The following is a 13,102-nucleotide window of genomic DNA, read 5'->3' as shown; positions in this document are numbered from 1 at the left end:
TTAGATCTCCGCGTGTTGGAAAATTGGGCGCACATCACCACCCCATGCGCCCTTATAAAGCGCCAACCAATGCTCTGCCTGTGTGGGCCCACCATCCGCAATAGCCTGCAATGGGGCCAAGAACTGTGCTTCATCACGCGCCCGCGCCCGTAAACCCTGTTCTGCCAAAGCGAGAACACGACGCGCCAAAGCACGCAAACCACCGGGGAAAGGTGCATCCATCGCAAGCTTAGGCACATCCGCGCGCAATTGCTGATACACGCCCCAGTCTAACTCACGCACCAAACACTCAGCGGCTTCCAACGTCGCGGGGTCATACAATAGGCCAACCCACAATGCTGAATGCGCAACCATCATTTGCGGTGAACCCGCATCCGCACCGCGCATTTCCAAGAACTGCTTCAAACGGACATCCGGGAATGCCGTCGTCAAATGATCTTCAAAATCCCCGATCGTTGGCGTTTGGCCCGCATAGGCTTTCAAACCTTCCGGTACCTCCCCGTTCTCTAACCAACGGCGGAAAGATGCCCCTGCAACATCAACATTCTTGCCATCCCGCACGACGAAATACATGGGAACATCAAGAACCCAGTCGACATAACGCTCAAACGAAAAATCATCCGCGAAGAACAAAGGAGGCTGTCCCGCACGCGCATTATCTGTATCCGTCCAAATACGACAACGATTGGATAAATACCCATTCGCCTTCCCTTCCACGAAAGGCGAATTGGCCATCAGTGCACTGACCAAAGGCTGAAGCGCCAAAGACACGCGCATCTTCCGCGCCATGTCCGCTTCATCCGAAAAATCCAGATTAACCTGCACCGTTGAGGAGCGGGTCATCATATCCAGCCCCAACGCACCAACTGTCGGCATATAACGCCGCATAATGGCGTAGCGACTCTTAGGCACCCAGGGCATATCACCACGGCCCCATAAAGGTTGGAAGCCAACCGGAATAAAGCCCAGCCCCAACTCCTTGACCGGCCCACGAATCAGATCAAAATGCGCCCGCATTTCCTGATCCGTTTCGTGTAATGTCTCTAAAGGTGCGCCTGAAAGCTCAAACTGTCCCGCTGGCTCTAGCGAGATAGAACAACCTTTATGGGTATTCGCCCCTTTAAGACCAATAACAGCCTCTCCATCATGGATAGGCTCCCAATCCGGGCCAGAAAGAGCTTCTAAAAGCGCACCAATACCACGTGGCGCATAAGGAGGCGGCGCATACGGGGTGCGGCCCTCCGCCATATCCGGGCGGACAAAACCAAATTTTTCATGCTCGGTTCCAATGCGCCACTGACGTTGCGGCTTATTACCACGCATCAGAACCTCGACGAGCTGCGCACGGTTTTCGATCGGTGCGCTATTGGTTGTGCCGGGGTTGGACATTGCTTTCAGGCCTTATAGTCTAGATCGATTGTTCGATGATGACAGAACTGCTTTCAGTCGCTGTTGTAGCAGGTCCGGCGAGGCTGTCACCCTTTGTCATTCTATATACGTTTTATGCGCCTTTACCGCCAAGCGCGACAACCCCGCACACACAGCCGTATCAGCCCGTAATACCAAGGCCCCTAATGACAATGCCCGCACGGCATTATGCGCTTGCAAACGCTGCATTTCTGCCGGAGAAAAACCACCTTCCGGCCCTATGAGCAACCCGACAGCCCCCGTCACATCATCCGCCACAGCGGCTCCCGGCTGGCGCTCCAGCGCCGCATAGAGCGCATCCGTTACCGGCCACTCGGCCAAACGCTGCAAAAGAGGCTTCGGCGCTTCAATCTCCGGAACATCCAAACGCTCACATTGCTCTGCGGCTTCCGTCGCAATCAACGACAAACGCTCTAAATTAAGGCGCGGCATGTTGGTTCGCTCCGTGATCACCGGCAAAAACCGCGTGACGCCGAGTTCTGTTCCCATACGAATGACCAATTCCGTTGCGTCACGCTTCAAAGGCGCAAAGAGCAAAATTGCGCCCTTCGTCTCCTGCGGGACACGCACCTGCTGCCGGAAAACCACGGCCCCTTTATCTTTACGCAGAGCTGAGAGTTCCGCCTCCCATTCTCCATCTACAGCATTAAAGAGACGGATAACCGCCCCAATACTCTGCCGCATCACAGACCCCAAATAATGGGCCTGACCAGGCAAAAGAGTCACACTCCCCCCTTCGACAAAAGGAGCGTCATTCGGGGCGCAATATAAACGGGGTGCATCACGGCTCATATATGCTGGATAGCGCGCTCACGCCCCTATCGCAAACACCATCACTCCCCCTTGACCTCCTGCCCCCGCCAGCGCATCAGAAAAATATGACAACCGCCACGCCTCATACTGATATCCGCCTCTCTGGCTGGATCGGACGCCTCTCAGATCCATGGCGTTCTTATGCCCTCTTGGCACGACTTGACCGCCCAGTAGGAACTTGGCTGCTCTTTTTACCCGGCGTCTTCGGTATCTTCTTGGCCAATAGCCCAACCCCGCTCTCAACGCGCCTGATCTATACCGCGCTCTTCGCCATTGGCTCCCTTATCATGCGCTCTGCCGGGTGCGTCGTGAACGATATCTGGGACCGTGATATTGACGCCAAAGTCGCCCGCACGGCAGGCCGCCCCCTTGCCAGTGGTGCCCTCTCTCTCAAACAAGGCTTGCTTCTGCTCGCCCTCTTGCTCCTTGGCGGGTTGCTCATCCTCCTCTGCCTGCCAATTTTATGCTGGGAGCTTGCCCCCCTCGCACTGGTTTTGGTGGCTCTTTACCCCGCCGCCAAACGCGTCACATGGTGGCCACAACTCATCATGGGCTTTACCTTCGGCTTTGGTGCCCCGATGGGCTATGCCGCCGCAGGTGGGCGTTTAGACCTCAGCGGTATCCTGCTCTACGCAGGTGTTATCATCTGGCAACTCGGCTTCGATACCATTTACGGCTTCCAAGATATGGAGGACGATGCACGCATTGGCGTTCGCTCCACCTCACGTCTCATGGCTGCATGGCCGCGCCTTTTTATTGGCATTTGCTACACCATAACCCTAATTGCCTTCGGCCTCGCCGCAGCGCATGCCGGACTCTCTGCTGGCTTCTGGGCGTTATTCAGCATCAGTGCCGTCATCCTCATGCGGCAAGTTCTGCTCATTAACCCCCATAATGCTCCGGCCTGCTTAGCGCTTTTCAAGCAAAACGTTCCCATCGGCATGGTCTTCGCTCTTGCCTTTATTTTGGGACGCCTCGGCCTCTTATGAACCCACGGCGGAGCGTTGCTCATTCAACGCTATGCACCCAAGATAATCAATACAGACAAGGCACCGACCTATGACCGTTCAATTAGGGCGTGTCGTCAGTTAAGCATTATGATGATTGATGCGAACTGCACGGCTGCGAGGAATGTTGATTTCATCTTATCATAGCATGTTGCTATGGCTCGGAACTGTTTGAGTTTATTGAAGAAACGTTCGACAAGATTTCGTTCTCGATAGAGAGCGAAATCTGTGTCTCGCAGTTCCTTCCGGTTGCTTTTAGACGGAATGACAGGGGTAATCTCGCGCTCTGTGAGCCTGTTGATCAACTCATCCGCATCATAAGCCTTGTCGGCTATAAAGGCGTCGGGGTCGATCTTTTCTAAAAACGGTTCTGCTTGCGTGATATCAGCGTCCTGACCCTGTGTGATCTCGAGTTCCACCGGGTTGCCGAGAGCATCACAAACAGCATGGATCTTTGTGGTTAATCCACCGCATGATCGCCCAATGGCCTGATCAGCCCCCTTTTTTTAAGGCACTCGCGCTGTCGATCATCATATATTCATTATCATGATCAGTGGAGAGATGATGAAAAATCCGCTCAATCACGCCAGTTTCACACCAACGACGTAGACGCCGATGCACGTTTTTCCAGTCTCCAAAACGCGCAGGAAGGTCACGCCACGGAATACCGGCGCGATAACGATATAAGACAGCTTCCACAAACAAGCGATTGTCCGCAGCCGTACCGCCAACATGACCTTCTCGGCCGGGAAGCATCTCTTTGATCCGCTCCCATTGCGGGTCGCGTAAACCATAGCGGCGCGCCATAATGCCTCTCTTTCAAAAAAGAGCACAAACAGCATCGGGCAAACAAAAACACAACCGTCAGTAAAAACCATAACTGACGACACGCCCTATGGCAGAGCGATGTAAAGAGTTAAAATGTGAAGGCAAGCTTTCTGGCACAGTGCAGCACTGGCAGGTGACATATCTGAACACCGTGATCGAGGCTGATGACGGTACGATTAAGTAACGGATTTGGCCAGTACATGGTTTCAGAATACTGAAAAGCACCTATGCGACTATCCAGGGATTCGAGATCATGCGGGCTATGAAAGAAGCACAGGCTTACTTCTTCCAGTTCCCGGAGAGCATCATGGGAAACGTGCGTTTAATGGAAAGACATTTCGGCATTTAAAACATCTGAAACATTAATCAACTGGGATATCTGCGTCCTGAGCCTAACTTTGCAATAGGGCCAAGATAAGAGGTTGTAGTGACAGAGAGAATGGTCAGCGGTGCGTACGATCATTGACGGATGAGGATGTAATTCAGGGTCATGTCGAACTCAAAATGATCGCCCTTCATATCGGGCGGTGGAGGCGGCAAATGGGAGCCTTGGAAGGTACTGGTGAGGCCCGCATCCAAAGAGTATGAGCCTGATGACCCGATGAGGCGCACGGTTTTGACGCGTCCATAGCGGTCTAGGACGACATGGACGGAGGTGGCGCCGTCTTCGCCGTTACGGGCAGCTTCTTCTGGATAATAAATATGCGCTTTGATCCAGCGGTCAATTTCGCCGGCATAGTCTTCGCTGACGCCACGGATGGAGGTTCTGGTTTTGAAGGGCGCATTGATTTGCCCGTTCATACTGAGTGGCCCAAGGGACATATCGATCGGGCCGCCGGAGCCTGCGGGGCGGCCGCGATGGCGTGGGCGGGGTGAGGGTTGCTCGTTGAAGCTGAGATCCATGGGGTGCGCGAAGGGGTTACTGGTCGTGCTGCTGGATGTTGTCTGGCGGTGATGTTGGTGGCCGCGCTGTGTGTGTGCTTGAGCGCTGGGGGAATGCCCCGGTGTGACGGGGGCAGTGGTTGGTGGTGTTTGGGTGAGTTCTGCGGAGTGATCTTGCTCTAATGGTGGTGCTGAGGGCTGATCTGGGGTGGGTACGACTGTGGATGGTGCAGATTCAGCACTGTCTGAATTGGCTTCAGAAGGTGGCTGTGGTGAGGGGGGTTGCGTGTTTTGAGCCGGCTGCCCGCCGCCTTGATCCTGCGAGCGTGGGCCTTGCATGCTGTGTTTGGTAGGGGGTTGGTCAAAAACCATTTCGACCTGCGGTTCTGCACCCGTTGCGCCGCCGGAGAGTTGTTGGTGCGGCCATAAAAGGAGCGTTAAGAGCGCGCCATGCAATAAGGCTGAAAAGCAAAATGGGCCGAGGGGGCCAGCTTCGACAAAAGTTTGTCGCCGTTCCATCGGAGTCAGGACTGAGCGGACGGGGGTGCTACGGGCGGCATAATCGCGCAGGCGTTCCCGTGTCCCTGTTGTTGGGACTGCACGGCGTGGTGTGGCCGTGCTTAGACGTGGGGCCGTAAAGAACTGGGGTTCTTGGTGCTCATCGCGTTGGGAAGCGTGTGGGGTGCGGCGGATCATGCAGGTTTGCGGCGTGTGTGTTGCGTCCGGCCAGATGCCAGCCTCTCCCGTTGTGGGAGAGGCTGAACGTGTGCTGGTACGGTCAGGTTTGCTGTGCGGCCTTGGGAAGGCCGTGCGGAAAATTCACGTCGGATCACACGGTATCATAGACAGGTCTTGGGGAATCAAGAAAGCCCGAAACCTGTTTTGTTGTGTGTTTGTTGGTGCCTATTGAGCCGAAAGAAAAGGAGTCATCTGCGCGAGAAAGCCTTTAGGTTGGTCTACATGGAGCCAATGTCCGGCATTGGGCAGGGTTTCAATCTGTGCTTGGGGGAAAAGAGCGTGGATCGTGGGGTGGTGGGATTCTTGGACGTAGGGGGAGAGTTCGCCGCGTAAGAAGAGGGTGGGGCCCTCATAAGGGAGGGTTTGTGGAGCTTCCCAGCCTTCAATATGGGTAATGGCATCTGCGAGCTCATCAAATCCAATCGCCCAGCCGGGTTGATCGCCTAGGCGAAGATTTTGTCCCATGAGTTCGGAAACGGCGCGGCTTCCGGTGATGGGGTCTAGAAGAGCGAGTGCCTCTTTACGGTCTAGCGTTGGGGGGAAGGTGAGGGTTTTGAGGCGTTCGATCATAGCGCTTTGACCGTGGCGTGTGGGGGCAGGAGCCATATCCGCCACGAGGAGGCGGCTAACACGGTCTGGGTGTTTTAGTGCGAGATGCATGGCGACTTTGCCGCCCATGGAGTGCCCGACAAGTGCAAAGCGGTTAATGTGGTGCGCGCTGAGTGTTTCGAGCACATCTTCGGCCATGGCGCTGTAGGATGCGGGGCCATGAGGGCTGTCACCGTGATTGCGCAGATCTGGCGCGATGGTACGAAAATTGCTGGCGGTGGCGCGTTGGAGAAAGCCGAGATTACGGGCACGTCCGAACAAGCCGTGCAGAAAGACGATGACTGGGCGTTTTTCTGCGGGTGTGTCACCTTCGGTTCGTTCGATGATGTGCAGTTTCATAGATGCGGCTTACCTGAGAGAAGTGTTGATTGATGGCGAGGGAACCGTCAAACAGTAGCACTACTCCTGCCCATGAGGGGCGTGCTTGTCTAGTATTCTAAAGCCATTTGGTACGAAGGGGATCGGAAGCAGTGCTGTTGGGGGTCGATTATGCGTGAGCCGCGCTCTTTTTTGGCGCCTGTTTGGCTGCGTTCATGGGTGCGGGCTGATGAAATATGGCTCACGCTGCTATCGGCCCTTTTGGGTGGTGTGGCGGCTTTGTGGGTGATTGGTATTTCAACGGTCACGCTGATGCTGCATCGCTGGCTTTATGGTGTGGCTTATGCTCCCACGGGTCATCTTTCGGGGTTAGATCACCTTTCTGTTCTGCGGACGGTATTGGCGCTGACGCTGGGCGGATTGGCGGTTGGTGTATTTGGTGTTGTGGCGGCCGTTTTTGTGCCACGGCAGCCTGTTGACCCGATTGAGGCGAATGCGCTGCACGGTGGCCGGATGTCACTGCGGGATAGTCTTGTGGTGGTGGGGCAGACGATTTTATCAAATGGCTCGGGTGCATCCATTGGGTTGGAGGCCGGGTTTACGCAGATTGGCTCTGCCTGTGCGTCTTGGGCAGGGCGTGCTTTTCGTGTGCGGCGGGATGATTTGCGCGTTTTAGTCGGCGCGGGTGCGGGTGCGGCTATTGGTGCTGCGTTTAATGCGCCGGTGACCGGTGCGTTCTATGCCTTCGAACTGGTTATAGGCTCGTACACATTGGCGAGCCTGCCGCCGGTTGCGGCCGCGGCTTTGGCAGGTGTGGGGGTGGCGCATGTTTTGCATCACAACCCGATGGCCTTGCCGCCTTTGTCGATCGGGCCGTTGGATTGGAATGCGGGTATTGGCGTGGTGTTGATTAGTGTTCTGTCTGCGCTGACGGCGATTGCGGTGATGTTCGGTGTTACGCAGGTGGAGAAGGTGTTTCGGCGTTTGCCTGTGCCGGGCTGGGGGCGCCCTGCATTGGGTGGCTTGGCGGTGAGTGGCTTGGCTGTGATTCATCCATCGGTTCTGTCGTCCGGGCATGAAGCGATGCGTCGTGTTTTATCTGGTGATTTTACGCCGCGTATGGCGGCGGGGTTGTTGCTCTTAAAAGCTGTGGCATCGGCCTTGAGTATTGGTTCGGGCTTTCGAGGTGGGTTGTTCTTTGCCTCTCTGTATTTGGGGACGTTAGCGGGAACGGTTTACACGGTATTTTTGACCCCGCTGGGCGTGGCACCGGGCAGTATGGTCCTTGCAGCTTTGGTCGGGATGAGCGCCATGGCTGTTGCGGTGATTGGAAGCCCGATGACCATGGTGTGTTTGGCGTTGGAAATGACGGGGAGTGCGGTTTTCAGCGGCGCTACCTTTGTGGCGGCGATTATATCGCTTCTGACGGTACGGCGGCTGTTTGGATATAGCTTTGCGACGTGGCGTTTTCATTTGCGTGGTGAATCGATCCGTTCGGCCGTTGATGTGGGGTGGATACGCTCTTTGGATGTGCGGCGTATGATGCGGCCTATTCCACGGAGTTTACCGTTACGTACATCGGTAACACGGGCGCAGAAAGTACTCGCTCCGGGGTCCGGGCAGCGGGTTATTTTGCTGGATGACGATGGGCGTTATGCTGGTGTTCTGGGTATTGCAGATTTGCATTTGGCAGACGGGGCGCGTGGACAAACGGTAGAGGCTCTGGCGCAGCATGGGGGGGATGTTTTGACGCCTCTGATGAATGTGCGCGAGGCGATTGAGCGTTTTACCCAGGCTGAGGCTGATGCGCTGGTTGTGGTAGATGATGTTGTTTCACGCAAGGTGGTTGGGTTGCTGACGGAACAGCATGCCTTACGGCGTTATGCGGAGGAGTTGGAGCGCAGTCGGCGGTCCTTGGCAGGAGAAGAGTCTTTCCCGACGTAAGGCTCTTGGCAGTGTTGCGGGAACGTTCCAAACTAGGGTTGGTACTTTTTTTCAAAGGATATGATCGACATGGCTGATGTGAACTACGAAGACCGTCTCGCTGCTTTAGGGATTACGCTGCCGGAAGCAGCTGCGCCTGTTGCTAATTATTTGGCTGTGACCCGTACGGGGAATACGCTGGTTGTGTCCGGCCAGTTGCCATTGGTGGACGGTAAGCTCCTTGCTACCGGTAAGCTCGGTGGTGATGTTGACGCTGAAACAGGTGTGGCATGTGCAAAGGCGTGTTTGATCAATGTGATTGCACAAGTGAAGGCTGCTTTGGGCGGTGATTTGTCCCGTGTGCGTAAAGTTGTGCGCTTGGGTGGGTTCATTGCATGCACGCCGGACTTTGTGACGCATGCTGTTGTGATGAATGGTGCGTCTGATCTGGCGGTTGAGGTCTTTGGTGATGCGGGCCGTCATGCGCGCTCCACTATTGGTGTGCCAAGCCTGCCGCTGAATGCACCCGTTGAGGTAGAAGCTTTGTTCGAAGTCGATTGATTTTGACGAAGAGGGGTAGAGCGCTGCGGGGTTCTACCCTCCAATTTTTAACGATTTAGCAAGTATCTTGATCCTATTCTTGGCGTGCTTAGAGCGTGGCGGAGTCTTGGGTCTTGGAAAATACGACTTATATCGCGTTATCGAAGATGGACGCGCAGCAGCGTGCGATGTCTGTCATTGCAACGAATATGGCGAATGCGTCGACCGTTGGCTTTAAGCGCGAAGACATTTTGTTTAGTGATTATCTCTCACATCAACATGCCGGGCAGCCCAATGGTGCGGAAACGCAGGCCTACACGCAAGATCGTGCGACGTATCGTGATGTGCAGCAGGGTGATTTACAGCAAACGGGAAATCCGCTCGATGTAGCGCTGGGTGGGCAGGGTTATTTTCAACTGCGTACGCCGGATGGCGTGCGTTTGACGCGTGCGGGTCGTTTTGAGCAGCAGGCAGATGGTACCATTGTGGATGAGAGCGGTAATGCGCTTTTGGATACCGCCGGGCAACCGATAAAAATCCCACAAGGTGACCAGAAAATCAGCATTTCGAGCGATGGTATTTTATCAACAGAAAGTGGTGACCAAGCGCATATCGCCGTTGTGTCGGTAACGGATGAAAATGCGTTGAAAGCACAGGGTGGTCATCTGTTTATGACAGATCAGCCGACGCAAGCGGTTCAGCAACCGCATATGGCGCAAGGGATGCTTGAGGGGAGCAACGTTCAGATGATGAGCGAAGTGACCAAGATGTTGGATATACAGCGGAATTTTCAGTTTATGGCGCAATTTGTGAATGCGGAAGCGACACGCCAGCAAAATGCCATCGATAAAATTGTTCAGGTTTCAGCCTGATTTTCATGTTTAAATGAAGGATTGAGACCTGATGCGTTCTCTTGATATTGCCGGCACCGGGATGCAGGCCCAGCAGACCAATGTTGAAACGATTTCCAACAATATCGCGAATATGAGTACGACGGGCTATAAGCGTGCGCGCGCTGAATTTCAGGACTTGATGTATCAAGATTTGCGGCGTGTCGGCACGACGTCTTCTGATACAGGCACCACCGTTCCCTCCGGCGCGCAGGTGGGGTTGGGGGTGAAGACGGCGGCGATTTACCGGATTAATGATCAGGGTAGTTTGGAGCAGACGAGTAATTCGCTGGATCTGGCGATTCAGGGGCGTGGTTACTTTCAAGTGCAGCTTCCATCTGGGCAAATGGCCTATACGCGTGATGGTACGCTCTCCATGGATAGTAACGGCGCGTTGGTCACGGCAGATGGTTATGCGGTTAATCCGGGGATTACGATTCCATCAAACGCGCAGAGCGTGAGTATTGATCAGTCTGGTCAGGTGAGTGTCACGGTGGCGGGGCAGAATACGGCAACGGTTGTTGGACAGTTACAGCTTGCGACATTTGCGAATGAAAATGGTTTGGCTGCGATGGGCCAAAACTTACTAACTCAGACCGCGGCATCTGGTGATGCACAAGTCGGTACGCCTAATACGACGGGTTATGGGGGCGTGATGCAGGGTTATGTTGAAAAATCAAATGTGAATGTTGTGTCTGAGATCACGGATTTGATTACGGCGCAGCGTGCGTATGAGATGAATAGTAAAGTGATTACGTCTTCTGATGACATGATGCAGACGTTGAATAATTTGGGTGGCCGCTAATGATGCGGCGGCGTCAGCTTCATGTGATGTGGTTGGTGCTGCTGCTGCTTTTCATGGGGCAAGTTCAGGCGGCGACGTTACGGCCTTCGGCTCATATTGGGCATGACCGTATTCAGCTTTCAGATCTCTTTTCGGGTTTAACGCCGGGGCAAGATGTAGAAATTGGCGATGCGCCCGCTTTAGGGCAGCATTATACGGTGGGAGGAGATCAGCTCACGGCCATTGCAGCACAATTTGGGGTAGACTGGCAGGAGGCGTCTCCTTCGGCTTCGGTGACATTAACGCGTGATGCGCGGTGGGTGACTGCGGATGATATATTGCCGATGATTAGGCAAGCTTTGATCGTGCCAGAACATGCGGAAATTGAAGTGTCGCTCGAGAGTTTTACATCGTTTGCGGTGCCCGTTGAAGATCAAGGCCCGCTTGTTTTAGTGCGGTTGGAGCATCCGGGGCGCGGGGAGCATTTTACGGCGTATTTTCGTGTGCCTCGTCATGCTGGGGCGCAGGGTGGTACAATGCTGACAGTGTCGGGGGCGGTGCAGGCGAGTGTACGAGGGGTGATTTTGCGGCGTTCGGTCCATGCCGGAGAGACTGTTTTAGCGGAAGATGTGACGACAGGTTTGGTGCCGTTAGGTGGGGTGCCAGATGATGCACTGGTTGCAGAAGGTGATGCTGTAGGGCTGGTAGTGCGCAATGCTGAGCGCGCGGGCGCGGTGCTGGGGAGTTCCCAATTATTGCGGCCACAAATCGTACAGCGCGGCACTCCTGTGGTGGTGACGTATCATGGTCCTAACATCAATCTTACGGTGTCTGGCACGGTGTTAGACGCGGGAGGTAAGGGGGATATGGTGCATGTGTATAATGGTACGAGCCAGATGATCTTAACGGGACGTGTGATGGGGCGTAGTGCGGTGGATGTTTTGGAGGGGGCAACACCACTGGCTGTGGGGGAGCATGGGCATAAGGCGTTCATGAAGCTTCCGGCCTTGTAAGTTTTGATTGACGCAGAACGGGAAAATATGGCCGAATTCACGCTGTATAATGTGGGGATGACTTATGGATTGTCATTATTATTACCATGTAAATCATGATGGTGTTTCGATTTTAGTCTTATTTTTTGTCATTTTGCCGATATTTGGTTTAGGGTTTTATTTTTTTTACCGTCGATTATCGCGCTGAACCGCCGCTCTGACTATGTCGGTCTTGTGTGTATTACGAATTTATTGGTGGGGTGGACGTTTTTTGGCTGGTTTATTGCGCTGTATATGGCGTTGACGATGCCTGGGCGGGTGCATCGGGTTCCGCCTGTTTTGCCGGGGCAAGGTGGGTTTGGGGTTGGTCCTCAAGGTGGTGTGCCCCCTCATGCGCCACCGCCGGGTTGGGGGCGCTCTTGATCAGTATGGTGATGGGGCGTTGAGAGGAGAGGTTTTTCTCTTCTCTTTCCGGGATGCTGCATCACTAGTATTGTTTGTGTGTTGTAATAAGAAAGTCGATACAAGATTATTATGATATTATTTGGGGTAGGATATTGATTGTGACGGGTATTAGGAATTTAATGAAGAAAATGGCTCTTCCATATACCTATGGAATTATAGTCTTTATTTCTGTGATATTTTCTCATGCCATCGATTTTTTCCTGCATGAGTTCGCTCATTCATTCACAGCATGGGCAATGGGTTGGAAAGATAATCCTTTTGCACTGAACTATGGCCAACCGACCATTGATAATATTCTTATGCAGCAGCAGATCGACGAAAATGTTCATTATGCAGCAATCTTTGCATCACATAGTGGAATACAAGGAGCATTAATCGCTGCTGCTGGCCCTCTAATTGCTAATGGTGGAGGCAGTATAATCTGTGGTTACATTTTGTGCATTTTAGGGAAGCAACCTCTACAGACATTTTGGAGGCGCACATGCATGTGGTTTTTTACATGGCTGATGGCGTTTAACGTCTTCAACGTCTGGAGTTACGCTCCCCTTCGTGCGCTGAGTTCGCATGGCGATATGGCGCTTATTGCCGAAGGATTGGGCATACCAAGCTGGTTTATTTTCCTTAGTGCCACTGGTTTTGCATTCTGGCTTGTACATTGGTACGTTCGGAATATTCTACCTGTTGTTCATATGTATTTTTCTGATTTCTATTTCGGCGGAGTAATTGGAGGTACTGTCCTGGGAACAACAATTCCATTTTTCTCAATCGTGGGAATTATAGGAAATTATGGCCTTCTGTCCGCTCTAATGTGTTTGGCCAGCCTATTTTTCTTTACCCCCGCTATGCTGGCCATGTTTTACCTGTCAACAGGACGACGCTGACAGA

At 53.6% G+C, this 13,102-nt stretch carries 13 protein-coding genes; 8 read left to right on the top strand and 5 right to left on the bottom strand.

The genetic code is table 11. From position 1 onward, the window contains the following. Positions 1–1,389, bottom strand: a complete 1,389-nt coding sequence (locus NTH01S_RS04425; RefSeq protein ID WP_068170027.1) for a glutamate--cysteine ligase — start codon at positions 1,387–1,389, stop codon at positions 1–3. A gap of 96 nt (positions 1,390–1,485) precedes the next feature. Further along, a complete protein-coding gene (locus tag NTH01S_RS04420; protein ID WP_068170023.1) occupies positions 1,486–2,220 on the bottom strand; it encodes a 16S rRNA (uracil(1498)-N(3))-methyltransferase in 735 nt (244 codons plus the stop codon). Between the two features lie 86 nt (positions 2,221–2,306). Between NTH01S_RS04420 and ubiA the strand changes: the two genes are divergently transcribed. Continuing rightward, complete coding sequence (gene ubiA / locus NTH01S_RS04415) at positions 2,307–3,230, top strand: 4-hydroxybenzoate octaprenyltransferase (protein ID WP_068170147.1); 924 nt, start codon at positions 2,307–2,309, stop codon at positions 3,228–3,230. Between the two features lie 95 nt (positions 3,231–3,325). Here the strand turns inward: ubiA and NTH01S_RS11565 are convergent. The 3 genes from NTH01S_RS11565 to NTH01S_RS04395 all read right to left on the bottom strand — a co-directional run bounded on the left by NTH01S_RS11565 (position 3,326) and on the right by NTH01S_RS04395 (position 6,644). Then, positions 3,326–4,055 (bottom strand): IS5 family transposase gene (locus NTH01S_RS11565; RefSeq protein WP_157070861.1). Its coding sequence is split into 2 segments (ribosomal slippage): positions 3,326–3,743 and positions 3,742–4,055, totalling 732 coding nucleotides; the frame shifts between segments, so codons are not numbered across the junction. A 480-nt stretch (positions 4,056–4,535) separates the two neighbouring features. Then, positions 4,536–5,654 (bottom strand): energy transducer TonB, encoded by a 1,119-nt coding sequence (locus NTH01S_RS04400; RefSeq protein WP_068170011.1) that lies wholly within the window; start codon positions 5,652–5,654, stop codon positions 4,536–4,538. A gap of 207 nt (positions 5,655–5,861) precedes the next feature. Next, complete coding sequence (locus NTH01S_RS04395; protein ID WP_068170009.1) at positions 5,862–6,644, bottom strand: alpha/beta fold hydrolase; 783 nt, start codon at positions 6,642–6,644, stop codon at positions 5,862–5,864. A gap of 150 nt (positions 6,645–6,794) precedes the next feature. On the opposite strand from NTH01S_RS04395, the gene NTH01S_RS04390 reads away from it, so the two are divergent. The 7 genes from NTH01S_RS04390 (at position 6,795) to NTH01S_RS12060 (ending at position 13,098) form a co-directional block, all read left to right on the top strand. Beyond that, positions 6,795–8,567 carry a chloride channel protein gene (locus NTH01S_RS04390; protein ID WP_068170005.1) on the top strand — a complete coding sequence of 591 codons (1,773 nt, stop codon included), beginning with the start codon at positions 6,795–6,797 and terminating at the stop codon, positions 8,565–8,567. Positions 8,568–8,636: 69 nt separating this feature from the next. Next, positions 8,637–9,107 (top strand): RidA family protein, encoded by a 471-nt coding sequence (locus NTH01S_RS04385; RefSeq protein ID WP_068170144.1) that lies wholly within the window; start codon positions 8,637–8,639, stop codon positions 9,105–9,107. Between the two features lie 113 nt (positions 9,108–9,220). Then, positions 9,221–9,958, top strand: coding sequence for a flagellar basal-body rod protein FlgF (gene flgF / locus NTH01S_RS04380; protein ID WP_068170140.1), 738 nt, complete (start codon positions 9,221–9,223; stop codon positions 9,956–9,958). 31 nt (positions 9,959–9,989) lie between these two features. Then, entirely contained in the window at positions 9,990–10,781 is a 792-nt protein-coding gene (gene flgG, locus NTH01S_RS04375; protein ID WP_068170002.1) for a flagellar basal-body rod protein FlgG, read from the top strand. Further along, positions 10,781–11,773, top strand: coding sequence for a flagellar basal body P-ring formation chaperone FlgA (gene flgA, locus NTH01S_RS04370; RefSeq protein ID WP_245642157.1), 993 nt, complete (start codon positions 10,781–10,783; stop codon positions 11,771–11,773). Before flgG ends, flgA begins: the two co-directional genes overlap by 1 nt. A gap of 120 nt (positions 11,774–11,893) precedes the next feature. Beyond that, the gene (locus tag NTH01S_RS04365) at positions 11,894–12,175 is read left to right on the top strand and encodes a superinfection immunity protein (protein WP_084366972.1); all 282 of its coding nucleotides are present in this window, start codon (positions 11,894–11,896) and stop codon (positions 12,173–12,175) included. A 140-nt stretch (positions 12,176–12,315) separates the two neighbouring features. Continuing rightward, entirely contained in the window at positions 12,316–13,098 is a 783-nt protein-coding gene (locus tag NTH01S_RS12060; protein ID WP_245642156.1) for a hypothetical protein, read from the top strand. The last annotated feature ends 4 nt before the right edge of the window (positions 13,099–13,102 follow it).

It is taken from the genome of Neokomagataea thailandica NBRC 106555, assembly GCF_001598495.1.
GTDB classification, from domain to species: Bacteria; Pseudomonadota; Alphaproteobacteria; order Acetobacterales; family Acetobacteraceae; genus Gluconobacter; species Gluconobacter thailandicus_A.
This window is presented reverse-complemented; position numbering and strand designations above follow the sequence as displayed.